Consider the following 24,725-nt stretch of genomic DNA (forward strand, 5'->3'; position numbering starts at 1 on the left):
CGAACGTGTTTTTATGGAGAAAAATATGAACTTTCGCCTGACTGGGGTGGCATTCGCAGCGGTATTACTGGTGGGCTGTGCCAGCACGCCAGACAATGAGCCGCAAGGGCGTTCCGATCCTCTGGAAGGATTTAACCGGACGATGTTCGACTTCAACTACAACGTCCTGGATCCTTATATTCTGCGTCCGGTCGCGGTGGCCTGGCGCGACTACGTGCCGATGCCGGCGCGTAACGGCATCAGCAACTTCACCTCCAACCTGGAAGAGCCGGCCAGCATGGTCAACGCCTTCCTCAAGGGCGATCCCTACCGCGGGATGATCCACTTCAACCGTTTCTTCCTGAACACCCTGCTTGGGATGGGCGGTCTGATCGACGTGGCCGGCATGGCCAACCCGAAACTGGCGCGCGAAGAACCGAACCGCTTCGGCAGTACGCTGGGCCATTACGATGTGGGTTACGGCCCGTACGTGATGTTGCCGGGCTACGGCAGCTTCACGCTGCGTGACGAAGGCGGCGACTTTGCGGATACGCTGTATCCGATGCTGAGCTACCTGACCTTCTGGATGTCGGCGGGCAAATGGGTGGTCGAGGGTATCGAAACCCGCGCTCAACTGCTGGATTCCGACGGCCTGCTGCGCAACTCTTCCGATCCTTATGTCATGGTGCGCGAGGCTTACTTCCAGCGCCACGATTTCATCGCCAACGGCGGCTCGCTCAAGCCGGAAGAGAACCCGAACGCCAAGGCGATTCAGGGCGAACTGGACGAGATCGACTCGCAGTGATCCCGGGCATTATGCCAATGAAAACCCGCCGTCAGGCGGGTTTTTTTTATGCCGGCGGCAAGCGGCAGGCAAAGAAAAAGCGCCCCAGGGGGCGCTTTGGCATCCATCTCAGGCGAGATTAGAAGCGGTAGTTGAAGTTGGCGCCGTACAGCCAGGCTTTACCCACCGAGTTGAAGGTGTAAGGGCCTTCGTTGATGGTGACTTTCTGGCCGTGCATGTAGGACACGCCGACATCAACCGAGGCGTCTTTGTTGAACGCATAGGTAGTACCGGCACTCAGCCAGAAACGGTCCTGATCGGGAATGGAGATCGAACGGTTTTGGGCGGGCACCGGGCTGTCATCGAAGGCGATACCGGTCCGGAAGGTCCAGTTGTCGTCGTAGAAGTAGGTGGTGCCCAGCGCGATACGGTAGGCATCGCGGAAGCCTTCATGCTTCTCGAACAGGGTCTGGCCGTTGTTGCCGGTGGCTCTCAGCTCCTGGAACTGGCTCCAGCTGGTGTAAGCCAGGCTGTAGTGGATAGCCCACTGCGGCGCCACTTTGTTGTAACCGGACAGCTCCCACATTTCCGGCAGGTTCAGATCCAGAGAGCCCGGAATGGTGCTGCCGTTGGTGCCCAAAGGCAGGCCGAGGGAACCCAGAATTGGGTTATAGGCCGATGGCAGGCTGCTCTTGTAATCGCCGTCAAACTTGATTTTCACTTCGGAGCGATAGGTGAAGCCGTAACGGTTGTTTTCGTCCACTTCGTACAGAATGCCGGCGTTCCAGCCGTAACCCCATTTATCGCCTTTCAGATGCGAAATCTGGGTATCAGCCGGGATCTGTGATACCGGACCGGCCAGCTGCGGCGGTAATTGGCCGGAACCTGCGATCAGTTTCGGCAATTCACCGGCGTAGCGTTCCAGTTTGGCTTTGGCGTACACCGCATCGAAGCCCAGACCGAAGCTGAAGTGTTGATTCAGACGGTAGGCGCCGCTCAGGTTGAGGTTAACGGTAGTCAGATCGGTCTTACCGCCGTAAGCGCCGGCGGTATAACCGTCGTTGAATTCGGTCGCCAAACCGAAGTTGCTGGTGACCGAGCCGCCTACGGCGAACTGATCGTTAATCGGGTGAACATAATGCAGGTTCGGCACCCAGGCGACAGGGGCGATATTTTTGGAGTCCAGGCTGGCGCCGGAAGGCGATTTGCCGGTGATGTCAACGTCCGGGTCGATGAAGACTGCGCCGATGGACAGCTCGGGACGGGTATACATCATCAACAACGCCGGGTTGCGGCTTGCGGAAGCCGCCGTATCCGCCATGGCGCCTTCGCCAGAATACGAACGTCCTAAACCAGCTGATGAGAACTCATTCAGCTGGAATCCTGCGGCAGACACGTTTGAAGAAATAATTGCCACTGCAGCTGCGAGAGCTGATTTAGTCAATAGGTTTTTCTGGCTCATGACCAAAACCTCATTATGTGTTTATTATTTAAACTATTGTTACACGAAGTAACAAGGAGCGCGGGATTGTAGGGTCCGTTATCGTTCAGACAAATCAGACCAGTGGCTGAAGTATAGGTCTGACCTGTGAAATTGTTGCAAGTTTGTTTTTGAAATATTTCCAACCTGATATCAAAAAAGAGATCTGCTTAACAAAAAGACAGCGGTAAATAACAAAATTCTTACCGTTCCTTAGCAGACGCTCATTTTTATTTGTGATTTCCATCACTTAAAACACCCAGTAAAAGTAAGTGCTAGTGATTGCCGGCGTGGAAGCGTAAAATACCCGCAGAATTTTGTGGCTTTGTGCCGGTGAGTGAAACGGCAATTTGGGCTGATAACAGAGGCCCTTGAGGAGAACCAATCATGTCAGATGCAATTAATAAATGCAGCGCCCAGGAAACCGCCGCGTGTTGCTGCGTGGATGTCGGCACCGTGATGGATAACACCGATTGCACCGCGTCCTACAGCCAGGTGTTCGGTAATCAACAAGATGCGGAGGCGATGCTGGCGGCCCTGAGCGAAAAGGCGCGCGCTGTCGAGTCCGATCCTTGTGACATCAGCAGTAGCATTAAACCGGTTGACGGCGGCGTGCAGTTGGAGGCCGATTTCACCTTCGCCTGCCAGGCGGAAACCCTGATCTTCCAGCTCGGCCTGCGTTAATCCCCGCTTTACCCCCGGCGCCGCCTGCTGCGCGCCGGGGATTTCCTTCTTCGCCTCGTTCCCCATAGAAAGTGCGCCTGCTCGCAGTTTTGATCTCTGCCGGTTTGCCAAATGTAACCGTTTGGTTAACAATGACCTCATCAGGTCAGACCTCTTTCTGCCCATTGCGCTGACGTTATTTTCTTCAGGAGCATTTATGAGTAAGGCACTGCCGTTGGTGACCCGTCATGGTGACCGCATTGCGATTGTGAATGGACTGCGTACCCCCTTTGCCAAACAGGCGACTGCCTATCACGGCATTCCGGCGGTGGATTTAGGGAAAACGGCGGTGAGCGAGCTATTGGCGCGCAGCGGCATCGATCCAAAACTGATCGAACAGCTGGTGTTCGGCCAGGTGGTGCAAATGCCCGAGGCGCCGAACATCGCGCGTGAAATCGTGCTTGGCACCGGTATGAGCGTTCATACCGACGCTTACAGCGTGTCGCGCGCCTGCGCCACCAGCTTCCAGGCGATCGCCAACGTGGCGGAGAGCATCATGGCCGGCAGCATCAGCGTCGGCATCGCCGGTGGGGCGGACTCTTCTTCCGTCTTGCCGATCGGGGTCAGCAAGGCGTTGGCGCGCACGCTGGTGGACGTCAACAAGGCGCGCACGCTGTCGCAGCGTCTCAAACTGTTCAGCCGGCTGAAATTCCGCGATCTGATGCCGGTGCCGCCGGCGGTGGCGGAGTATTCCACCGGTCTGCGCATGGGCGATACCGCTGAGCAGATGGCGAAAAGCCACGGCATCACCCGCGAAGCGCAGGATGCGCTGGCGCACCGTTCCCACGAACTGGCGGCCAGAGCCTGGCGTGAGGGGTGGCTGCGCGATGAGGTGATGACGGCCTACGTGCCGCCTTACCGCGCGCAGCTTTCCGAAGACAACAATATCCGCAAAGACTCCAGCCTGGCTTCCTACGCCAAGCTGAAACCGGCGTTCGATCGCAAGCATGGCAGCGTCACCGCGGCCAACAGCACGCCGTTGACCGACGGCGCGGCGGCGGTATTGATGATGAGCGAATCGCGCGCCAAAGCGCTGGGGCTGCAGCCGCTCGGCTATCTGCGCAGTTTCGCCTTCGCCGCCATCGACGTGTGGGAAGACATGCTGCTGGGGCCTTCTTACGCCACGCCGCTGGCGCTGGATCGCGCCGGCATCGGTCTGGCCGATCTGACGCTCATCGACATGCATGAAGCTTTCGCCGCGCAAACGCTGGCTAACCTGAAGATGTTCGCCAGCGAAGCGTTCGCCCGCGAGAAGCTTGGCCGCAGCCAGGCGATCGGCGAGGTGGACATGGACAAATTCAACGTCTTGGGCGGTTCCATCGCCTATGGCCACCCGTTCGCCGCCACCGGCGCGCGCATGATCACCCAGACGCTGCGCGAGCTGAAACGCCGCGGCGGCGGGTTGGGCCTGACCACCGCCTGCGCCGCCGGCGGGTTAGGCGCCGCGATGATCGTGGAGGTGGAATAATGAGTGCCGAAAACGCATTGCACGAACAGCGGGCCAAACCGTCGGCCTTTCAGCTGACGATTCGCCCCGACAATATCGGCGTGATCACCATCGACGTGCCGGGCGACAAGGTCAATACGCTCAAGGCCGAGTTCGTCGAACAGGTGAATGACGTGCTGATCCGGGCGCAGCAGCATACCGCGCTGGAAGGGCTGGTGATCGTTTCCGGCAAGCCGGACTCGTTTATCGCCGGCGCCGACATCACCATGATCGCCGCCTGCACCAGCGCCAAAGAGGCGGAAACGCTGGCCAAGAAAGGGCAGAGCACGCTGGCGCAGATCGCCGCGTTCCCGGTGCCGGTGGTGGCCGCCATCCACGGCGCCTGCCTTGGCGGCGGCCTGGAGTTGGCGCTGGCCTGCCACGGCCGCGTCTGTTCGCTGGATGACAAAACCGCGCTCGGTCTGCCGGAAGTGCAGCTGGGCCTGCTGCCGGGCTCTGGCGGCACTCAGCGCCTGCCGCGCCTGATCGGCGCCGCCAAGGCGCTGGACATGATCCTGACCGGCAAGCACATTCGCGCCCGCCAGGCGCTGCGCATGGGGCTGGTGGACGACGCCGTGCCGCAGTCGATCCTGTTGCAGACCGCCATCGAGCGGGTGAAACAGGGCTGGAAGCATCAGCGCGAGCTGCCGTGGCAGGATCGCCTGCTCAATGGCCCGCTGGGCAGAAATCTGTTGTTCAGCATCGTGCGCAAAAAAACGCTGGCGAAAACCCACGGCAACTACCCGGCGGCGGAGCGCATTATTCAGGTGGTGCGCACCGGGCTGGATCACGGCAGCGCCAGCGGTTATGAGGCCGAAGCGCGCGCCTTTGGCGAGCTGGCGATGACGCCTCAGTCGGCGGCGTTGCGCAGCCTGTTCTTCGCCTCCACCGCGCTGAAAAAAGAGCGGGGCGGCAATGCCAAGCCGCATGCCCTGCATCGCGTCGGCATTCTCGGCGGCGGCCTGATGGGCGGCGGCATCGCCTGTGTCACCGCCACGCGCGGCGGTTTGCCGGTTCGCATCAAAGACATCAATGAAACCGGCATCAATCACGCGCTGAAATACAGCTGGGATGTGCTCGGCAAACGGGTACGCAGCAAGCGCATGCGCCCGGCGGAGCGGCAAAAACAGATGATGCTGATCTCCGGCTCTACCGATTACACCGGCTTTGAGCAGGCGGATATCGTGGTCGAGGCGGTGTTTGAGGATCTGGCGCTGAAACAGCAGATGGTGGCCGAGGTCGAAGCAAACTGCGCGCCGCATACCGTGTTCGCCTCCAACACCTCTTCGCTGCCTATCGGCCACATCGCCGAAAAGGCGCAGCGGCCGCAGCAGGTGATTGGTCTGCACTACTTCAGCCCGGTGGATAAAATGCCGCTGGTGGAAGTGATCCCGCACGCCGGCACCAGCGAAGAGACCATCGCCACCACCGTGGCGCTGGCGCACAAGCAGGGCAAGACCGCCATCGTGGTGGGCGACAGCGCCGGTTTTTACGTCAACCGCATCCTGGCGCCGTACATCAACGAAGCGGCGCGCTGCCTGCTGGAAGGCGAGCCGATGGAGTCGCTGGACAAGGCGTTGGTGGACTTCGGTTTCCCGGTCGGCCCGATTACCCTGCTGGATGAAGTGGGCATCGACGTTGGCACCAAAATCATTCCCGTGCTGGTCGAGGCGCTGGGGCCGCGTTTCGCCGCGCCGGCTGCGTTCGATGCGGTGCTGAAGGACGGGCGTAAAGGGCGCAAGAACGGCCGCGGCTTCTATCTCTACCCGAGCGAAGGGCAGCAGCGGCAGCGGCGTAAACGTGCGGATACCTCATTGTATACGTTGCTCGGCGTCACGCCGAAGTCGCACATGCTGCCGGCGACCGTCGCCCAGCGCTGCGTGATGATGATGCTGAACGAAGCGGCGCGCTGCCTGGATGAAGGCGTGATCCGCAGCGCGCGCGACGGCGATATCGGTGCGGTGTTCGGCATCGGCTTCCCGCCGTTCCTCGGCGGCCCGTTCCGCTATATGGACGAGCTCGGCGCCGAAAAAGTGGTGAAAACGTTGGAATACCTGCGCCAGCAGCACGGCGAGCACTTTGCGCCGTGCGAACGCTTGCAGCGCATGGCGCAGCAGGGCGAGCGTTTTTACCCGCAGGGGAGCTGAACGCAGGACGGCCCGATTTGCACTATAGTTGCAACAGGGTCGCGTTGTGATCGCCATCACTCCTTGCAACAGCGTCAGCCGGTGAGGCTGTACAGCAAGGCGCAGGCAGCGGTAAGTTAGCTTGACCGTCATCAATAAATTTCATGGCGGCAAGGTTAAAATTTAACCCGTTGAATTGATTGTTCTGTGAGCAATCGAGGTTTGCCAGGGGAGGGTTGCTGTAAAAAACAGCATTTTCTTTAGGCAAACTTTCAGGCAAAATGCCCGGCCGCCATAAAGAGACGGCGCGTTATCGTTTTAAAGCTTTGGCTTTGGGTTGGAAAACTCGGCGGTACAGCACGCACGGCGTTTCTGTATAGCGTTACTTTGTCAACAACAGCGGTGCAATATGCAAGTTTTGATTATGCGTCACGGAGAGGCGGCGCTCGAGGCAGCCAGCGATGCGGTAAGGCCCCTTACCCTGTGTGGCCGCGACGAGTCCCGTCAGATGGCGGCCTGGTTGAACACCAAGTCTGTGGATATTGAACGCGTGCTGGTCAGCCCCTATCTGCGGGCCGAACAGACGCTGGCGACGGTGCGTGAAGCCTTGACGCTGCCGGAGGGCGAAGAAGTGCTGCCCGAGCTGACGCCGGGCGGCAACGCCGAACAGGTCGGCAGCTATCTTCAGGCGCTGGCGATGCAAGGTGTGAGCTCGGTGCTGATCGTGTCGCACCTGCCGCTGGTGGGGTATCTGGTGGCTGAACTGTGCCCGGGCGAGTGCCCGCCGATGTTCGCGACCTCGGCGATTGCCAACGTCGATCTGCCGGCCGACGGCAGCTACGGCAAGTTTGAATGGCAGGTCAGCCCGTCGCAGGTGATGGCCAAAGTGTGAACCGCGGATGCGGTGCGGAATAAACTCAGGGCGATGTCTGACATCGCCCTGAGTCGTTTTTGCAGGAACTACTCGGCCAGTTCCACCAACAGCAGGATGGCGGCGTTGCCGCCCCATTCCTTCGGCGCCTGGTGGAACGCCAGCACGTCGGGATGCTGCGCCAGCCACAGCGGCGTTTGCTGTTTGAGGATGTGCTTGCCGTGCCCGTGCATCACGCAGGCGCAGTGCACGTGCTCGCGTTTGCAGGCGGCGATCAGCGCCCCCAGCTCCTGCTTGGCCTGCAGCTGGGTCAGGCCGTGCAAATCAAGAAACAGTTCCGGCGAATAATCGCCGCGTCGCAGCTTCTTCAGCTCATACGGGCTGCTGCCGGGGCGCACGTAGCGCGTCGGGCCTTCCTCTTCCAACTGCGGCTGGTATTCATCTGAAAAATAATAGCTGGCATCGACCTGCTCCTGCAGCAATCGCTGCGGCGCAATCTGTTTGACCTTGGGCTTCGGCGGGCGGTGGACGATGGTGTCCTGGCGCAGCTTTTTCGCGCCCGCCACCGACTCTCTGAAGAGCTGTTGTTCGTCTTTGCTCAGAGGGGGCTTGTTCTTCATGCTTCATTCACCGGAAATCGTTTATTTCGCTAGTTTACCTTGTGAATGAGCGCTGTCGACGCAAAACTCGGGCCAGAGTGAAAAGCGCGAGGGGCAAGCGTGATTTGTCGCGGGCTTCATGGCAAACTATGCGGCTAAATCATGAAACACAGCGCCTGCCGGAGGGCAAATTGGACAAAATTTTCGTCGACGAAGCAGTGAACGAACTGCACACCATTCAAGATATGCTGCGCTGGACGGTAAGCCGCTTCAACGCCGCCAATATCTATTATGGTCACGGAACCGATAATCCGTGGGACGAAGCGGTGCAATTGGTGCTGCCAAGCCTGTTCCTGCCGTTGGACATTCCGGAGGACATGCACACCGCCCGTCTGACTTCCAGCGAGCGCCATCGCATCGTTGAGCGCGTGATCCGCCGCGTCAACGAACGCATCCCGGTCGCTTACCTGACCAACAAGGCCTGGTTCTGCGGCATGGAATTCTACGTCGACGAGCGCGTGCTGGTGCCGCGTTCGCCGATCGGCGAGCTGATCAACGATCGTTTCAGCGCGCTGATCCCGCACCCGCCGCGCCATATCCTCGACATGTGCACCGGCAGCGGCTGCATCGCCATCGCCTGCGGCTACGCTTTCCCGGAAGCGGAAGTGGACGCGGTGGACATCTCCAGCGAAGTGCTGGCGGTAACCGAGCGCAATATTCAGGCGCACGGCGTCGAACATCAGGTGATCCCGATCCGTTCCGATCTGTTCCGCGACGTTCCCGCGATCCAGTACGATCTGATCGTCACCAACCCGCCGTACGTCGATGCGGAAGACATGTCGGATCTGCCGCAGGAGTTCCGCTTTGAGCCGGAACTGGGCCTGGCGGCGGGCAGCGATGGCCTGAAGCTGGTGCGCCGCATCCTGGCCTGCGCGCCGGACTACCTGACCGACGACGGCGTGCTGATTTGTGAAGTGGGCAACAGCATGGTACATCTGATGGAACAATATCCGGACATTCCGTTCACCTGGCTGGAGTTCGAAAACGGCGGCGACGGCGTGTTCATGCTGACCAAACAGCAGTTGGTGGATTGCAAGGAACACTTCAACCTCTATCGCAGCTAAGCCGCATTTCCAAGGCCCGTATGGCGGGCCTCATAACGATAAAAGACTAACGGTAAGGAGCCGTGATGGCAGGAAACAGTATTGGGCAGATTTTCCGCGTCACCACCTTCGGTGAATCTCACGGGGTGGCGCTGGGTTGTATCGTCGACGGCGTGCCGCCAGGCATCCCGCTTACCGAAGCCGATTTGCAACACGATCTGGACCGCCGTCGTCCGGGCACCTCGCGTTACACCACCCAGCGTCGCGAACCGGATCAGGTGCGTATTCTCTCCGGCGTATTCGAAGGCGTGACCACCGGCACCAGCATCGGTCTGATCATTGAAAACACCGATCAGCGCTCGCAAGACTACAGCGCCATCAAAGACGTGTTCCGTCCGGGGCATGCCGACTACACCTACGAACAGAAATACGGTCTGCGCGACTATCGCGGCGGCGGCCGCTCTTCGGCGCGTGAAACCGCCATGCGCGTCGCGGCGGGCGCTATCGCCAAGAAATACCTGCAGCAGAAGTTCGGCGTGCAGGTGCGCGGCTATCTGGCGCAGATCGGCGACGTGACCTGTGAGCTGAAAGACTGGGATCAGGTCGAGCAGAACCCGTTCTTCTGCCCGGATCCGGACAAGCTGGAAGCGCTGGACGAACTGATGCGCGCGCTGAAAAAAGAGGGCGACTCCATCGGCGCCAAGGTCAGCGTGATCGCTGAAAACGTGCCGGTTGGCCTGGGTGAGCCGGTGTTTGACCGCCTCGACGCCGATCTGGCACACGCGCTGATGAGCATCAACGCGGTGAAAGGCGTGGAGATCGGCGACGGGTTCGCCGTGGTGACCAAACGCGGCAGCGAAAACCGCGATGAAATCACCCCGGAAGGCTTCCAGAGCAACCATGCCGGTGGCATCCTCGGCGGCATCAGCAGCGGCCAACCGGTGATCGCGCATCTGGCGCTGAAACCGACCTCCAGCATCATGGTGCCGGGGCGCACCATCAATCGCCAGGGCGAAGCGGTGGAAATGGTGACCCGCGGTCGCCACGATCCGTGCGTGGGCATCCGCGCCGTGCCGATCGCCGAAGCGATGATGGCGATCGTGTTGATGGATCACCTGCTGCGCCAGCGTGCGCAAAACGGTGATGTGGTTTCCGACGTGCCGCGCTGGTAATCGCCATGAAAAACTGGATGTTGGGCCTGCTGGCCCTGACGGCCTCCGCTTCCGCCATGGCGCTGACGCCGTGGCAGAAAATCGACCATCCGGTGGCCGGCGCGCCGCAGGCGGTGGGCGGTTTCGCCAACGGTTGCGTCATCGGCGCGCAGCCGCTGCCGCTGAACTCACCGAACTACCAGGTGATGCGTACCGACCAGCGCCGCTATTTCGGCCACCCGGATCTGCTGGCGTTCATTCAGCGTCTCAGCAGCCAGGCGAATCAGAAAGCGCTGGGCACGGTGCTGATCGGCGACATGGCGATGCCGGCCGGCGGGCGTTTCAGCAGCGGCCACGCCAGCCACCAGTCGGGGCTCGATGTCGACATCTGGCTGCAGTTGCCGCGCCAACGCTGGAGCGCGCAGCAATTGCTGAAGCCGCAGCCGATCGACCTGGTGTCGGGCGACGGCAAGCAGGTGGTGGCGCGCCAATGGCAACCGCAAATTGAGTCGCTGATTAAGCTGGCGGCACAGGATGCGGAGGTGACGCGCATCTTCGTCAATCCGGCGATCAAGCAGCGCCTGTGCCTGGATGCCGGCGCCGATCGGGCCTGGTTGCACAAGGTGCGGCCGTGGTTCGGCCACCGTGCGCACATGCACGTGCGTCTGCGTTGTCCGGCTGGCAGCCTGGAGTGCCAGGAGCAGGATACGCCGCCGCCGGGCGACGGCTGCGGCGCCGAACTGGCGAGCTGGTTCGTACCGCATCAGCCGAACGCGAAGCCGGGCAAACCCGTGCCGCCGCCGCTACCGCCGACCTGTCAGGCATTGCTGGATCACCATTTCTCAGCGGAATAACACATGGACTGGTTCGTCATTGGCCCCGAGATGCTCGGGGTGTTGTTTGCGGTAGCGCTGTTGGCGGGGTTTATCGACTCCATCGCCGGCGGCGGCGGATTACTGACGGTGCCGGCCTTGCTGGCAGTGGGGGTTCCTCCGGCGCAGGCGCTGGCGACCAATAAGTTGCAGTCGGTCGGCGGCTCCTTCTCCGCCAGTCTGTACTTCATTCGTCGGCGAGCGGTGAATCTCAACGACCAGAAGCTGACGATTTTTCTGACGCTGATCGGCTCGATCGCCGGCGCCATTTTGGTGCAGCATATGCGCGCCGATTTGCTGCGGCAGATGTTGCCGCTGCTGGTGATCGGCATCGGTCTCTATTTCTTGTTGATGCCGCGACTGGGTGAGGAAGATCGTCAACGCCGTCTCGGGGCCTTGCCGTTCGGGCTGGTGGCCGGCGGTTGCGTCGGGTTTTACGACGGCTTTTTCGGCCCCGGCGCCGGGTCATTCTACGCGTTGGCCTACGTGACGCTGTGCGGTTTCAACCTCGCCAAGTCCACGGCGCACGCCAAAGTGCTGAACTTTACCTCCAACGTTGGCGGGTTGGCGCTGTTCATCATCGGCGGCAAGGTGGTGTGGAGCATCGGTCTGGTGATGTTGGTGGGGCAGGTGCTGGGGGCGCGTCTGGGCGCGCACATGGTGCTGACCCGCGGCCAGAAATTGATTCGGCCGATGATCGTGATCGTTTCGCTGGTGATGAGCCTCAAGCTGCTGTACGACAATCACGGCGCGGAAATTCAGCAGTGGTTGACCGCCTTGATGCACGGTTAAAGATGAAAAGGGGGCGCTGCTTACGCGCCCTGTCTTATCGGGTATAATGGCCTCTTTATTTTTGTGGTTATAGAGTTTTTATGTCAGACACGCAGACCCGTCATCGCTATGAACAGCTGATCGAGATCTTCAATCGCTGCTTCAGCGATGACTACAACACTCGCCTGGTGAAGGGCGACGACGAACCCATTTACCTGCCGGCCGACGATGAACTGCCGTATCACCGCATCGTGTTCGCCCACGGTTTCTACGCCAGCGGCCTGCACGAAATCTCGCACTGGTGCATCGCCGGTGAAGCGCGCCGTCAATTGGTGGACTTCGGTTATTGGTATTGCCCGGACGGGCGCGACGCGCAGACCCAGAGCGAATTCGAAGCCGTGGAGATAAAACCGCAGGCGCTGGAATGGATGTTCTGCGTGGCGGCCGGTTTCCCGTTTAACGTCAGCTGCGACAACCTGAATGGCGACTGCGAGCCGGATCGCATTGCGTTCCAACGCAAGGTGCGCGACCGGGTATTGACGCTGCTGGAGCAGGGAATACCCACAAGGCCTGCGCGCTTTATTCAGGCGCTGCAATCGTTCTACAATACGCCACCGTTGGCGGCCGAGCATTTTCCGTACCCGGAAGATCTCAACTGACGCCACAGTCCGTTATTTAATGAGGAAATTTGATGATCGCAGAATTTGAAGCGCGCATTTTGGCGCTGATTGATGACATGGTAGAGCACGCCAGCGATGATGAACTGTTTGCCGGTGGCTACCTGCGCGGTCATCTGACGCTGGCGGTGGCCGAAGCGGAAGAGCAGGGCGAACACACCGCTGAAGCGCTGAAAGCGCGGGTGGAGGAGAGCCTGCACAAGGCGATCGCCGCCGGTGAACTTTCGCCGCCGGATCAGATCCTGGTGCGCGGCATGTGGGAAAACCTCTATCAGGCTGCCACCCCTGCCGCCTGACCGCCATGCCGGGGCGCGATCGCCGCGCCCCTCCGGGTTGATTAAACCGCACGTCCCTTCAGTAATTTCCGCACCCACATCCGATTCGGATTCAACGCCGCCAGCAGGCGCGCATCGCCCGGCAACGGCTCGCCGAACAGCTGCGCCGCCAAAATTTCCGCCGCCAGCGGCGCCGAGCTCAGCCCGCGCGAGCCTAATCCGCCGATAGCGAACAGGCCGGGATAGACCGGCGCATCGGCGACGGTTTCGCCGCGCTGATTTTGCCGCTGCAAATCCTGATACTGCGTCAGCGTGGCCTGATAGTCCGGCAGCGCGCCGACCATCGGCAGATGATCGCGGGTGGCGCTGCGCACGCCGCAGCGCGCCTGGCGTGCGCTGACGTCCACCTGCTGCGGCCAGGCCTGCTCCGGCAGGCAGCGTAGCAGGCGCTCGCGGTTTTCCTGTTGCTCCTGCTCGCGGTAGTCGGTGGCGATGTCGCCGCGCTGATAGCTGGCGCCAATGCAGTGCTGGCCGTTGTTGGCATTAATCGGCGTCAGGTAGCCGTCGTAGCACAAGACCTGCTTCAGTTGACCGAGGGCCGGCGAGGTCGGGATATGCGACACCTGCCCGCGTACCGAATACAGCGGCAGGGCTTCTGTCGGCGCCAGCTCGGCCAACCGATGGCCGTTGGCCAGGATCACCGTCGCATGGCGCCGGCTGTCGCCGTTGGCGAAATCGATGCGCCAGCCGTTTTCTTCCTGCGTCAGCATCTTTGCATCGTGCCGGTAGCGGCAGACCAAGCCCTGGCGCTGCGCCAGCGCGATAGCGCCGCGCGTCAGCTCGGCCGGGCACAGCCAGCCGCCTAGCGGGTAGGTGATGCCGCCAAAGCCGGTATCGACGCCGCAGCGTTCGCTGAGCGTCTCGCGGTCGGCCGCCATCGCCAAGGCCTGCGGCCAGTCGGTTTTCAGCATATTGGCGATCTTGGCGCTGCTCTTTTCGTCATAGGCCAACTGGCTGACGCCGCACCACTGGTGATCGAAGGCGACGCCTTGTTGCAACAGGGCGTCGTATTGGCGGCGGGCGAAGGGAAACGCGGCGCTGAAGAAACTCTCCAGCGCGTCGCCGCTGCCGTTCAGCAAAGGATAAATCGCGCCCTGGCGGTTGCCGGATGCGCCTTCGGCCGCCTGTTCATCGGCGCAGTACAGCGTGACGGTGGCGCCGCGCCGCAGCAAGGCCAGCGCAGTGAGCGCGCTGGCGACGCCGCCGCCGATCAGGGCGATGTCGGCGGTGTTGTCCGCCGCCGGGCGTCGATACCAGGGCGCTGGGTGTGCGGCGGGCTGCGCATCGGCCGGGAGCTCGCCGGCGAGCATTTCACGTTTTTGGCCGAAGCCTTTGCAGCGGTTGACCTGAAAACCGGCCTGTTGCAAGCCGCGGCGCACGAAGCCGGCGGCGGTAAAGGTGGCGAAGCTGCCTCCCGGCCGGGCGAAACGCGCCATGGCGGCGAACAGTTGATCGGTCCACATGTCGGGATTTTTTGCCGGCGCGAAGCCGTCGAGGAACCAGGCATCCACCTGGTTATTCATGCTGGCGTCAAACTGCGGCAGCAGATCGTTGACGTCGCCGAACCACAGATCGAGCGTAATGCGGCCTTCGGCTAACAGCAGGCGATGGCAACCCGGCAACGGCAGCGGCCATTGGGCGCGCAGTTCGTCGGCGTAAGGCGCCAGCTCCGGCCAGCGCGCATGCGCCGCCGCCAGGTCAGCCTGCTGCAGGGGAAATTTTTCGAAGCTGATAAAGTGCAGGCGCTGCAGCGTTGCGTCCGGCTCGGCCTGGCGAAAGCCGGCGAAGGCCTGCCATAGCGTGAGGAAATTGAGCCCGGTGCCAAACCCGGTTTCCGCCACGACAAACAGCGAGCGCGGGTGGACGGCGAAACGCTGCGGCAGCCGATTGCCGTGCAGGAAGACATAACGGGTTTCTTCCAGCCCATCCTGATTGGAAAAATAGACGTCATCAAACTGTTTCGAAACAGGTGTACCCTGTTCGTTCCAGGTTAGCGTTGCGGTTTGGATGGGGGCATGGTTCACGGTCAATGGCTCGAAATTCAAGGGATGCCGCGAATTCTAACGGCGCTGGCGCCCTGGCGCAAACTGGACAACAATAAAGCTGAAAAACGCTGATCGGACTTGTTCGGCTTACATCTGTACGCTAAAGTGCGATGCAAAATCCCGTAGGTAAATAGTGGAAGAGGTATTGAATGAAACGTGCAGTGATTACTGGCCTGGGAGTTGTCTCCAGCATTGGTAATAACCAGCAGGAGGTCCTGGCGAGCCTGCAGGAAGGACGTTCTGGGATCACTTTCTCCCAGGAACTGAAAGATTCCGGCATGCGTAGTCACGTATGGGGGCAAGTTAAGCTCGACACGACCGGCCTGATCGACCGCAAGGCGGTGCGTTTCATGAGCGATGCTTCCATTTATGCCTTCCTGGCGATGCAAGAAGCGATCGCGTCTTCCGGTTTGAAGGAAGAAGAGTATCAAAACAACCCGCGCGTAGGCCTGATCGCCGGTTCCGGCGGCGGTTCTCCGCGTTTCCAGGTGTTCGGCGCCGATGCGATGCGCAGCCCGCGCGGCTTGAAAGCGGTTGGCCCGTACGTGGTCACCAAAGCCATGGCTTCCGGCGTTTCCGCCTGCCTGGCGACGCCATTCAAAATCCACGGCGTGAACTACTCCATCAGCTCCGCTTGCGCGACCTCCGCACACTGCATCGGCAACGCGGTTGAGCAAATCCAGCTGGGCAAACAGGACATCGTGTTCGCCGGCGGCGGCGAAGAGCTGTGCTGGGAAATGGCCTGCGAGTTCGATGCGATGGGCGCGCTGTCCACCAAGTACAACGACACGCCGGAAAAAGCCTCCCGCACCTACGACGCCGATCGTGACGGTTTCGTCATCGCCGGCGGCGGCGGCATGGTGGTGGTTGAAGAACTGGAGCACGCGCTGGCGCGCGGCGCGCACATCTACGCAGAAATCGTCGGCTACGGCGCAACGTCTGACGGCGCCGACATGGTTGCACCTTCGGGCGAAGGCGCAGTGCGCTGCATGAAGATGGCGATGCAGGATCTGGACGCGCCGATCGACTACATCAACGTGCACGGCACCTCCACACCGGTGGGCGACGTGAAAGAACTGGGCGCCATTCGCGAAGTGTTCGGCGACAATACCCCGGCTATCTCCTCCACCAAGGCGATGACCGGTCACTCGCTGGGCGCCGCGGGCGTGCAGGAAGCGATCTACAGCCTGTTGATGCTGGAGCACGGCTTTATCGCACCGAGCATCAACATCGAAACGCTGGATGAGCAGGCGGCTGGCATGAACATCGTGACTCAGCCGACTCAGCGCGAGCTGACCACCGTGATGTCCAACAGCTTCGGCTTCGGCGGCACCAACGCCACCCTGGTGATGCGCAAACTGGCGAAATAATCCCGCCTGAGCCTCACCTCGCCATCAAGCCCGCGTTTTCGCGGGCTTTTTATTGCTCAAAGCCCACTTGCCGAGCGCTCGGAGTTTTCCCAAATCACATCCCCTGACACATCATTACCTCGCCATTACACGCGTTGGGCATACAATAGCCTGGTAGCGTGATTATCGCTCGGCGTAGCTTTATAAAGTGATCGAACATTGAGGCAAGAAGTATGAAAAAGTTAATTGCGGTTGGGTTACTGTCGGCCGTGTTGGCCGGATGCGCCACCGATTCTCCCTGCGTGCCGGTCTACGATGACCAGGGGCGTCTGGTGCATACCAACACCTGCATGAAGGGCACCACTCAGGATAACTGGGAAACCGCGGGCGCGATCGCCGGCGGCGCGGCGGCGGTTGCCGGTCTGACCCTCGGCATCATCGCGCTGACCAAGTGATCGGCGCGGAACAGGACTAAGCCCGGCCATGGCGTGCCGGGCTTTTTTTATCTCACTGCACCAAAAACGCTTTGAACTGCGGCGTCATCACGGCGCTGAAACCGTCGTCGGTTTTACTGATCAGGTAGACCGCCAGCCCTTTCTCTTCCGCGAGCTGCAACGCTTTCTCCGTGCCCAGCACCATCAGACCGGTATCCCAGCCGTCGGCCTCAAGCGCGGTCGGGGCGATCACCGTGGCGGAAACCAGCCGGTGGTTGATCGGCCTGCCGGTGGTCGGATCGATGACATGGGAGTAGCGCTGGCCGTTTTGTTCAAAGTAGTTGCGGTAGCTGCCGGCGGTGCTGATGCCGTAACCGTGCAGATCAACCAGCGCCTGCACCGCATTTTCACGATCGGTCGGCTTTTGGATCGCCACCCGCCAGGGTTTGCCCTGGCCGTTGACGCCGCGCGAAGAGACCGCGCCACCGACCGATACCAGGTAGTTGGTAATGCCGTTGCGGTTCATCAGGCGCACCAACTCATCCGCGCCATAGCCTTCGCCCAGCGTTGAGAGATCGACATACATGTCCGGCAGATCTTTTTGCAGCCACTCCCCGCGGTTGTCGCTGATCAGCTTCAGGTGCTGCAGGCCGGTGCGCTGCTTCGCCGCGTCGATCTGCGCCTGTTCCGGCACCTTGACCGGATGTTTGTCTGGGCCGAATCCCCACAGGTTCACCAGCGGGCCGACGGTGATATCCATGGCGCCGCCGGTATCGCGGCCGATGCGTTGAGCCATCAACACGATGTCCGCCATGCCGCGTGGGATCGGCTGCGGCCCGAGGCTGGCGCTGCGGTTAAACCGCGACAGCACCGAATCGGCGCGGTAGGTAGAGATATCGTCGTTGGCCCGTTCGAGCACCGTGTCGATCTGCCGCTGCAGCTCTTGTTTGCCGATCGCGACGTCACCGCTGACCTTAACGCTGTAGAAGGTGCCCATGGTCTTGCCGTCGATATCGATTTGCGGGCGGGAGGAGGAGGCATTGTCGCAGGCGACGAGCAGGGCGCATAAGGCGCTCAGCAACGCCCCTTTGGCGAACAGGGAAGCCATAACATGTCCTTTGAAAACGAGAAAGCCGCTACAAATAAAGTAAAGCGCGGCAAATGAAAAGTGGATAAAGGTAAAATAGCATTTTGCTGGCGCTGAAGCCGCGTCTGAGCTAACGTCTGCCCATTCTTTTCGGTGAGGTTCACGCAGCCACCATGAGTTCAACCGCCATTTCTCGGCTTATCCACCCCTTTATCAAAGATCGCTTCTTGCATGCATTGCTGCTGGCCGGCGTGGCGATGTTCGCTTTTCATCCGCAACCGCTGACAGCGCTGGGTGGTTTTATCGACGGCCGTACCCTCATCACCCTGTTGGGGCTGATGCTGCTGACCAAAGGCGTGGAGGTCAGCGGTTACTTCGATTTTGTCGGCCGCAAGATTATCAACCGCTTGCTCAGCGAACGGCGGCTGGCGCTGTTCCTGGTGTTTTCCGCTGCGCTACTGTCGTCGTTTCTTACCAACGATGTGGCGCTGTTTATCGTCATTCCGCTCACCATCACGCTGAAAAAGCTGTCGGCGCTGCCGGTTGGCCGCTTGATCATCTTCCAGGCGCTGGCGGTGAACGCCGGTTCGTTGCTGACGCCGATCGGCAACCCGCAAAATATCCTGCTGTGGAGCCGCTCCGGCCTCTCTTTCCTCGGTTTCATCGGCCAGATGGCGCCGTTTGGCGCCGCAATGATGTTGAGCTTGCTGGCGCTGACCTGGTTAAGCTTCCCGGCGCGCGACATTGTGAAAGCGCCGAATACCGAGGGGTATCCCTACCAGCGGCCGCTGTTGCTGAGCTGCGTAGGGCTGTATGCGGTTTTCCTGCTGAGTCTCGATTTCGATCTGCCGTTGTATGGGCTGTTGGCGGTGTTCGCCGGTTTCTTGCTGCTGGCGCGCCGGGTGCTGTTGCAGATCGACTGGAGCCTGATTTTCGTGTTCGCCGCCATGTTCATCGATGTCGGCCTGTTTACCCGTTTGCCGCCGCTTCAGCCGGCGTTCGCCGCCATCGCCGGGCTGAGCGAGGGCGGCGTGTATGCGTTGGGCGTTGGGCTGTCGCAGATCGTCAGCAACGTGCCGGCCACCATACTGTTGCTCAACTATGTGCCTTCCAGCGCTCAGCTGGCCTATGCGGTCAACGCCGGCGGCTTCGGGTTGGCGATCGGATCGCTCGCCAACCTGATTGCGCTGCGCATGGCGGGGGAGCGCATGATCTGGTTGCGCTTCCACTATTATTCGCTGCCGCTGTTGGTATGGGCCGCGTTGCTCGGTTGGGTGATGAGCTAAGCCGGTTGGCCGCTTTGCCGCGCGGCCAGCAGGCAAATGCTGCGGGTCACCTGATAGGATTTCACGAAGGCGCTGACGGGTAAAAACTCGAAGCGCGAGTGGAAGTTATGCGCGCCGGTGAAGTAATTGGGCGTCAGGATGCCGCGGCTGGAGAGCGCCGCGCCGTCGGTGCCGCCGCGCATAGGGATCACCTTCGGCGGGATGCCGTGGGCGGCGAGGGCGCCGAAGATCAGATCGATAGCGCGCCGGTCCTCGCCGATGGCGTTGCTGATGTTGCTGTAGATGTCGCTGACGCTGCAGCTGACGTTGGCGCGCGGATAGTTGGCCGCCACCTGGCGCACCGTCTCCTCAAGGCGGGCCTTGCGCGTCTCGAACGCCGCGCGATCGAAGTCGCGAATCGACACCTTCAGCGTCGCCTGATTGGCGTTGGCGGCCAGATCGGTGAACCAGAAATAACCCTCGCGCCCCTCGGTGTGCTCCGGGGTATCCTGCACGTCGAATCGGTTTATGATGTCGTTGGCGATGCGTATTGGGTTGATTAACACGTTTTTCGCCGACATCGGGTGGGCGGTCACTCCCTCGATGAGGATCTCCGCCGCCGCCGCGTTGAAATTCTCGTATACCACTTCACCCAGTTCGCAGCAGTCGATGGTGTAGGCGAAATCGACGGGGAAGCGCTGCAGATCCAGCGCCTTGGCGCCGCGCAGGCCGATTTCTTCGTCCGGCACGAACGCCACCACGATATCGCCGTGGCGATCGGCCGCGGTCAGGTTGGCCAGCAGCGTCATCACCACGGTGACCGCCGCCTTATTGTCGGCGCCCAGCACGCTGGTGCCGTCGCTGAACAGGATCTCTTCGTTCCGGTAGGGCAGGATCTCCGGATGCTCGGCGACCCGCAGCCAGATGTCTTGCTCGGCGTTCAGACATAAATCTTCGCCGGTGAAGCGCAGGCGCTGCGGGCGAATCTCGGGCGAGAGGCCAACGTCCACGGTGTCGATATGCGTGATGAAGCCGATGCGCGGCGCGCCGGGTTGGGTGCCGGGCTTGCGCGCGGTCACGGTGGCGTGCTCGTCGATTTGCACGTCGGCCAGGCCGAGCCGGCGCAGCTCGTCCGCCAACAGTTGCGCCATCTCATGCTGCCCCGGCGTGCTGGGCAGGGTGGCTGCGGCGGCGTTACTCTGGCTGGTCACCGCCAGATAGCGGAAGAAACGTTCGGTAAGCTGTTCGGCAATCGGGCTGGTCATCGGAACTCCTCGCGGTTGGCAATCTACCGGTTTTAAAACGAAATCAGCCGTTTGTCCAACGGTGCAATGCGTAAACCGCCAGAATGCGAAGTATCGCGCAGAAACGAAAAATAGCGGTGCAACTAGGAAATAGTCGCAGGTTTCTGCGGCAAAATCGGTATTAGCTGTGGGCCGGGATGCGCCCACATAACACTTATCTGTCCCTCAAGGAGAATTCATGCACACCGGTCACGCTCTGCTTATCACCTTACTGTCCCTGGGTATCTCTCACAGCGCCTGGTCGTCTGCCGATACCGGGCACGCCAACAGCAACGCCAACAGCCGCGAGGTGGCCAGCGCGTTGGGCGGCCTGAAGAACAAAACCTACGAACTGGAACAGGCGCCGAAGATCCGCGTCGCCAGCTTCAATATCGCCGCCGGCAAGGTCAGCGATATGACCGCCATCGCCAAGGCGATTCGCGCGATGAACGTCGACGTGGTGGCGCTGCAGGAGGTGGATAAACTCACCGCCCGCAGCGGGCGGGTCGATCAGGCGGCGGAACTGGCGAAGCTTACCGGCATGCAGGCGGTGTTCGGCCGGGCGATCGATTTCGACGGCGGTGAATACGGCCTGGCGTTTCTCTCGAAGTATCCGCTGCACGATGCCGTGATCTATCCGTTGCCGTCCGGCCAGCGCGAGCAGCGCATCGCCTTCAGCGCCAAGGTCGATGTGCCGGAGTTCCCGACGCCGATCACCCTGTTCAACACCCACCTCGATACCAAGGAAGATCCGACGATGCGTCTGGATCAGGTACGGGAGCTGAACGATCGCACCATCGAAGTGCGCGGCATCAAACTGCTGTTCGGCGATATGAACGACGTGCCGGGCAGCGTCACCTGGCTGGAGCTGAGCCGCTATTGGAACGATATCATGCCCAACGGGCAGGACGGCCGCAGCTGGCCGGCGGAAAACGCCGAAATCAAGGTGGATTACATCTTTAGCGGCAATGCGCAGCGTTGGCATCTGGACAGCCTGACGGTGCCGAACGCCAGCGGCGATTGGAACGGCGTGCACTGGCCGGCGGTGAGCGATCACCTGCCGCTGGTTGCGGAGATGCGCCTGACCGAGCAATAAGCCGGCCGGCGTCTCTCCGGGGCAGGGCTAAGCCGCGGCGATCCGCGCCAGCCGCTCGACGGCGCTGCGGATCTCGCCCGGCGTCAGGGCCGAAAAGCCCAGCAGCCATCCGTCGCGCTGGGCCTGAACCGTTTGGTATTGCGCAGTTAACCCGGGCGTAAGGACGCCGAGCCGCCGCGCCTGCCGGCTGAGCGCCGCCTCCTGGCCGGGCGGCAGCCAGACGCTGAGCTGCAGGCCGCCGGCGGCGGGAGCGGGTGTGGCGAAGTGGCCGAGTTTTTCGCGCACTGCCGCCAGCAACACATCGCGCCGGCTATGGTAGAGTTGGCGCATGTAGCGGATATGCGCGGCGAAGTGCCCCTGGCGGATGAATTCGGCGGTGACCGCCTGCATCAGCTGCGCGCTGTGGCCGTCATACACCGTGCGCGCGGTGACGAACGCTTCAACCAGCGTGGGCGGTACGATCAGGTACGCCAACCGCAACGAAGGGAACAGCGATTTGGAAAAGGTGCCGAGGTACAGTACCCGGCCACGGCGATCCAGGCCCTGCATCGCCGGTATCGGCAGGCCGTCGTAATGAAACTCGCTGTCGTAATCGTCCTCAATGATCCAGGCCTGCTGCCTTTCCGCCAGCGTCAGCAATGCCAATCGGCGTGCCAGGCTGAGCGCTGCGCCGGTTGGGTATTGGTGCGAGGGCGTCAGATAAATCAAACGCGGCTCGGGCAAGGAGGGCTCAGCGTGCAGGCCGTCGCCGTCTACCGCCACCGGCGTCAGGGCGGCGCCGGCGCTGATAAAGGCGTTTCTCGCCCCGGCGTAACCCGGTTCTTCCATCCAGACGCTGTCGCCGCTGTCCAGCAGCAACGTGGCGATCAGCTGCAGCGCCTGCTGCGAACTGGTCAGCACGATAACCTGGTTTGCATCGCAGATTACGCCGCGCGTTTGGTTGACGTGGGCGGCAATCGCTTCACGCAGCGGCAAATAGCCCTGCGGGTCGCCGTAGCGCAGCAGGCTTTCCCCCTGTAGCCGCAGGCGCTGCGCGGTCAGCTGCTTCCACAAGGCCAGCGGAAACGCGCGCAGATCCGGCGAGCCGGCGGCAAACGCCTGTGGCTGCTGCGGATCGCGGCAGCCGCCGGTTTGCACGATCTGTTGGCCGCGCTGCGAAAGGCGCGGCAAGCCGGAGCCGGCTGCCGGCGGCGGTGATTTGGCGATGGTAATCGCCACAAAGGTGCCCTGGCCGACGCGGCGCTGCAAATATCCTTCCGCCTCCAACTGGCCGTAGGCTGCTTCGACGGTCACCCTTGAGAGGCTCAGATCCCCAGCCAGCACTCGGCTGGAGGGCAGGCGTTGCCCAATGCTCAATGCGCCGTGGTGGATGGCTTGCCGCAATGCCGCGCACAAACGATCGCGCAGTGTGCCGACGGCCTGGGGCGATTGCTGAAACAGCGTGATCAGCGTGTGCCGCATAATGGGTCTTATCATCTGTGGATAATGGGTATCAATCATAAGACCAAAATGGGGCACTATTGTCATCTGTCTTGATGCACGGGAGTAAGTGATATGTCGAAAGAATCATTGGTGCTGGCTTTTCCGCCGGCGGCGCCGGAAGAGAGTTTGGCCTACCTGGCGGCCAAACTGAGCCGCTATGCGGATGCCTGGGATGTGGCGGAAGATCTGCGCAAAGGCGTGGACGGGATAGTGGTGATCGATACCCGCGCGGAGGCGCTGTACGCCGCCGGGCATATTCCCGGCGCGTTCAGCTTGCCGCATCGCCTGATGGATGAAGCCGGCACGGCGCATCTGGATCGTAAAAAGGTGTATGTGACCTACTGCGACGGCATTGGCTGCAACGGATCCACCAAAGGCGCTTACAAGCTGGCGAAACTGGGATTCAGGGTGAAGGAGCTGATCGGCGGGCTGGACTTCTGGCTGCGTGATGGCCATCCATTGGCCATCGGAGAACAGCCGGGATCGCTGCGCGATCGGGCGGCTGCTGAGGACTGTGGCTGCGCCTGAGGCGTTAAAACACCAGCGCCAGCACGACCGCCAACGCCAACAGCAACAGGATCAGCGCCACGGCCGGCTTGCTGAGCGCTTTCTGCAGCGGCAGAGGCAGAGCGGCGATCAGCGGGTTGAGCAGCGGCTGCGGTTCGACAGGGTGGCTGGCGATCGGCTGCGCCTGGCCGGCTTTATCCAGACGGCGGGCAAACAGCTGATGAATGGCGTCGCTCATTTGCGGGTGCGTCAGCGGTGCATTGGCACCGCAGTTGAAGCGCGCCTGGCAATAGTCGTTCATCTGCTGCAGTTCTTGCTCATCCGCCGGCTGTTTTAGCGCCGCCAGCAGGTTGTTCAGCGTCGGCGCGTTCTGCGGGCTGAGCGCCACCTTCACCTGTAAAAACTGGTTCAGCAGCTGGAAGTGGCGCGCCGGCAGCGGATCGTTGGTTTTCACGCCCGCCAGATCGAACAGCGTTTGCCAGATTTTAGCCGGCGCTTCGCCGGTCGCGGCGCTGAGTTTGGTGATCTGCTGCTGCAGGCTTTGATGCTCTGCGGGCAGCAGCGGGCGATCGCTGGTGGCGGTTTGCTGCGGCTGGGGAATGGTCAGGCCGCCGGTCTGCAACAGATTCAGCACCTGCTGCAATTGCGGTGGGCTCAGCTGGCTCAACACCGTATGGCCGAACTGCTGGCGAATAAAGTCGCTGACCGCCTGGCGGTTATTGCCCTGCGGCAGCAATTCGGCCAGCTGTTGCAGCAGTTGGCGCCCGGCATGGTTTTGTTGCGCCTGCGTCAGGCGCGTTTGCAGCAGCTGTTCCGCCGGTTGAAAATGGCGCGCCAGCAGTTCGCCGCCTTTGTCGGCGCCGAGATCGTGACGCAGAGACGCCCAGATCTCCGCCGATTTGGCCGGGCTGAGCGTCATGATTTTCACGATCAGTTTTTCCAGCGTCGTGCGCTGCGCCGGAGAGAGGGGTTGATCGTCAGTGGCCGCCGTTTTGCCCGGGGAGAGGGGGCGTTCGCCGGCGATTGGGGTGCCCGGCCCACTCAAAGGTTGCATATCACCAGTCCTTCGCTGTGTATCCCCGCAGTGTGCCTGGAGGAGAGAATCGTCATCGTACCCGGCGAAAAGCGCAGGCTTACCGTCTATGATACCTGTAAATCGCCGCCATCAATACCGCCGCTCAGACATTTCTTTACCGACAAAACGTTGCTAAACGCGTCTG

23 protein-coding genes are annotated in these 24,725 nt (G+C 61.4%); 16 read left to right on the plus strand and 7 right to left on the minus strand.

What is annotated here, in order from left to right; translation table 11 throughout:
• Positions 1 to 25: 25 nt before the first annotated feature.
• Positions 26 to 784, plus strand: a complete 759-nt coding sequence (gene mlaA, locus ACJ8PL_RS08465) for a phospholipid-binding lipoprotein MlaA (RefSeq protein WP_416170315.1) — start codon at positions 26 to 28, stop codon at positions 782 to 784.
• 118 nt (positions 785 to 902) lie between these two features.
• On the opposite strand, the gene fadL is transcribed toward mlaA, so the two are convergent.
• Entirely contained in the window at positions 903 to 2,225 is a 1,323-nt protein-coding gene (fadL, locus tag ACJ8PL_RS08470) for a long-chain fatty acid transporter FadL (protein WP_033634181.1), read from the minus strand.
• A gap of 405 nt (positions 2,226 to 2,630) precedes the next feature.
• Here fadL and ACJ8PL_RS08475 point away from each other — a divergent pair, with 405 nt between their 5' ends.
• The 4 genes from ACJ8PL_RS08475 to sixA all read left to right on the plus strand — a co-directional run bounded on the left by ACJ8PL_RS08475 (position 2,631) and on the right by sixA (position 7,470).
• Entirely contained in the window at positions 2,631 to 2,927 is a 297-nt protein-coding gene (locus ACJ8PL_RS08475; protein ID WP_072270911.1) for a YfcZ/YiiS family protein, read from the plus strand.
• A gap of 196 nt (positions 2,928 to 3,123) precedes the next feature.
• Positions 3,124 to 4,434, plus strand: a complete 1,311-nt coding sequence (gene fadI / locus ACJ8PL_RS08480) for an acetyl-CoA C-acyltransferase FadI (RefSeq protein ID WP_016926848.1) — start codon at positions 3,124 to 3,126, stop codon at positions 4,432 to 4,434.
• A complete protein-coding gene (gene fadJ / locus ACJ8PL_RS08485; protein WP_016926849.1) occupies positions 4,434 to 6,599 on the plus strand; it encodes a fatty acid oxidation complex subunit alpha FadJ in 2,166 nt (721 codons plus the stop codon). Before fadI ends, fadJ begins: the two co-directional genes overlap by 1 nt.
• A 388-nt stretch (positions 6,600 to 6,987) precedes the next feature.
• Positions 6,988 to 7,470: a phosphohistidine phosphatase SixA gene (gene sixA, locus ACJ8PL_RS08490; RefSeq protein WP_004936230.1), complete on the plus strand. Its 483-nt coding sequence runs from the start codon at positions 6,988 to 6,990 to the stop codon at positions 7,468 to 7,470.
• Between the two features lie 68 nt (positions 7,471 to 7,538).
• Here sixA and smrB read toward each other — a convergent pair whose 3' ends face one another.
• On the minus strand, positions 7,539 to 8,069 hold the full coding sequence (gene smrB, locus ACJ8PL_RS08495; RefSeq protein WP_004936226.1) for an endonuclease SmrB: 531 nt from the start codon (positions 8,067 to 8,069) through the stop codon (positions 7,539 to 7,541).
• 170 nt (positions 8,070 to 8,239) lie between these two features.
• On the opposite strand from smrB, the gene prmB reads away from it, so the two are divergent.
• The 6 genes from prmB to ACJ8PL_RS08525 all read left to right on the plus strand — a co-directional run bounded on the left by prmB (position 8,240) and on the right by ACJ8PL_RS08525 (position 12,918).
• On the plus strand, positions 8,240 to 9,172 hold the full coding sequence (gene prmB, locus ACJ8PL_RS08500; protein ID WP_442531064.1) for a 50S ribosomal protein L3 N(5)-glutamine methyltransferase: 933 nt from the start codon (positions 8,240 to 8,242) through the stop codon (positions 9,170 to 9,172).
• 65 nt (positions 9,173 to 9,237) lie between these two features.
• Positions 9,238 to 10,323: a chorismate synthase gene (aroC, locus tag ACJ8PL_RS08505; RefSeq protein WP_004936219.1), complete on the plus strand. Its 1,086-nt coding sequence runs from the start codon at positions 9,238 to 9,240 to the stop codon at positions 10,321 to 10,323.
• Positions 10,324 to 10,328: 5 nt separating this feature from the next.
• Positions 10,329 to 11,156, plus strand: a complete 828-nt coding sequence (gene mepA / locus ACJ8PL_RS08510; protein ID WP_033639752.1) for a penicillin-insensitive murein endopeptidase — start codon at positions 10,329 to 10,331, stop codon at positions 11,154 to 11,156.
• Positions 11,157 to 11,159: 3 nt separating this feature from the next.
• On the plus strand, positions 11,160 to 11,966 hold the full coding sequence (locus tag ACJ8PL_RS08515; RefSeq protein ID WP_016926853.1) for a sulfite exporter TauE/SafE family protein: 807 nt from the start codon (positions 11,160 to 11,162) through the stop codon (positions 11,964 to 11,966).
• Between the two features lie 80 nt (positions 11,967 to 12,046).
• Entirely contained in the window at positions 12,047 to 12,604 is a 558-nt protein-coding gene (locus tag ACJ8PL_RS08520) for an elongation factor P hydroxylase (RefSeq protein WP_016926854.1), read from the plus strand.
• Positions 12,605 to 12,636: 32 nt separating this feature from the next.
• The gene (locus ACJ8PL_RS08525) at positions 12,637 to 12,918 is read left to right on the plus strand and encodes a YfcL family protein (RefSeq protein WP_016926855.1); all 282 of its coding nucleotides are present in this window, start codon (positions 12,637 to 12,639) and stop codon (positions 12,916 to 12,918) included.
• A 41-nt stretch (positions 12,919 to 12,959) separates the two neighbouring features.
• Here the strand turns inward: ACJ8PL_RS08525 and mnmC are convergent, their stop codons facing one another.
• Complete coding sequence (gene mnmC, locus ACJ8PL_RS08530) at positions 12,960 to 14,981, minus strand: bifunctional tRNA (5-methylaminomethyl-2-thiouridine)(34)-methyltransferase MnmD/FAD-dependent 5-carboxymethylaminomethyl-2-thiouridine(34) oxidoreductase MnmC (RefSeq protein WP_161544923.1); 2,022 nt, start codon at positions 14,979 to 14,981, stop codon at positions 12,960 to 12,962.
• 170 nt (positions 14,982 to 15,151) lie between these two features.
• On the opposite strand from mnmC, the gene fabB reads away from it, so the two are divergent.
• Together fabB and ACJ8PL_RS08540 are read left to right on the plus strand one after the other, a co-directional pair.
• Positions 15,152 to 16,372, plus strand: coding sequence for a beta-ketoacyl-ACP synthase I (gene fabB / locus ACJ8PL_RS08535; protein ID WP_016926857.1), 1,221 nt, complete (start codon positions 15,152 to 15,154; stop codon positions 16,370 to 16,372).
• A 212-nt stretch (positions 16,373 to 16,584) separates the two neighbouring features.
• Positions 16,585 to 16,806, plus strand: coding sequence for a hypothetical protein (locus ACJ8PL_RS08540; RefSeq protein ID WP_004936201.1), 222 nt, complete (start codon positions 16,585 to 16,587; stop codon positions 16,804 to 16,806).
• 52 nt (positions 16,807 to 16,858) lie between these two features.
• On the opposite strand, the gene apbE is transcribed toward ACJ8PL_RS08540, so the two are convergent.
• Entirely contained in the window at positions 16,859 to 17,893 is a 1,035-nt protein-coding gene (apbE, locus tag ACJ8PL_RS08545; RefSeq protein WP_016926858.1) for an FAD:protein FMN transferase ApbE, read from the minus strand.
• 152 nt (positions 17,894 to 18,045) lie between these two features.
• On the opposite strand from apbE, the gene ACJ8PL_RS08550 reads away from it, so the two are divergent.
• Positions 18,046 to 19,158: an SLC13 family permease gene (locus ACJ8PL_RS08550; RefSeq protein WP_016926859.1), complete on the plus strand. Its 1,113-nt coding sequence runs from the start codon at positions 18,046 to 18,048 to the stop codon at positions 19,156 to 19,158.
• On the opposite strand, the gene pepT is transcribed toward ACJ8PL_RS08550, so the two are convergent.
• Positions 19,155 to 20,402 carry a peptidase T gene (gene pepT / locus ACJ8PL_RS08555; RefSeq protein WP_116403458.1) on the minus strand — a complete coding sequence of 416 codons (1,248 nt, stop codon included), beginning with the start codon at positions 20,400 to 20,402 and terminating at the stop codon, positions 19,155 to 19,157. The genes ACJ8PL_RS08550 and pepT overlap by 4 nt on opposite strands.
• Positions 20,403 to 20,619: 217 nt before the next feature.
• Between pepT and ACJ8PL_RS08560 the strand changes: the two genes are divergently transcribed.
• The gene (locus tag ACJ8PL_RS08560) at positions 20,620 to 21,516 is read left to right on the plus strand and encodes an endonuclease/exonuclease/phosphatase family protein (RefSeq protein WP_016926861.1); all 897 of its coding nucleotides are present in this window, start codon (positions 20,620 to 20,622) and stop codon (positions 21,514 to 21,516) included.
• 27 nt (positions 21,517 to 21,543) lie between these two features.
• On the opposite strand, the gene pdxR is transcribed toward ACJ8PL_RS08560, so the two are convergent.
• The gene (gene pdxR / locus ACJ8PL_RS08565) at positions 21,544 to 22,977 is read right to left on the minus strand and encodes a MocR-like pyridoxine biosynthesis transcription factor PdxR (protein ID WP_016926862.1); all 1,434 of its coding nucleotides are present in this window, start codon (positions 22,975 to 22,977) and stop codon (positions 21,544 to 21,546) included.
• Positions 22,978 to 23,070: 93 nt separating this feature from the next.
• Between pdxR and ACJ8PL_RS08570 the strand changes: the two genes are divergently transcribed.
• Positions 23,071 to 23,526 carry a rhodanese-like domain-containing protein gene (locus tag ACJ8PL_RS08570; protein WP_016926863.1) on the plus strand — a complete coding sequence of 152 codons (456 nt, stop codon included), beginning with the start codon at positions 23,071 to 23,073 and terminating at the stop codon, positions 23,524 to 23,526.
• 4 nt (positions 23,527 to 23,530) lie between these two features.
• On the opposite strand, the gene flk is transcribed toward ACJ8PL_RS08570, so the two are convergent.
• Positions 23,531 to 24,559: a flagella biosynthesis regulator Flk gene (gene flk, locus ACJ8PL_RS08575; protein ID WP_261419518.1), complete on the minus strand. Its 1,029-nt coding sequence runs from the start codon at positions 24,557 to 24,559 to the stop codon at positions 23,531 to 23,533.
• Between the last annotated feature and the right edge of the window lie 166 nt (positions 24,560 to 24,725).

The organism is Serratia sp. CY83965, assembly GCF_052166375.1.
Classification (GTDB): domain Bacteria; phylum Pseudomonadota; class Gammaproteobacteria; order Enterobacterales; family Enterobacteriaceae; genus Serratia; species Serratia marcescens.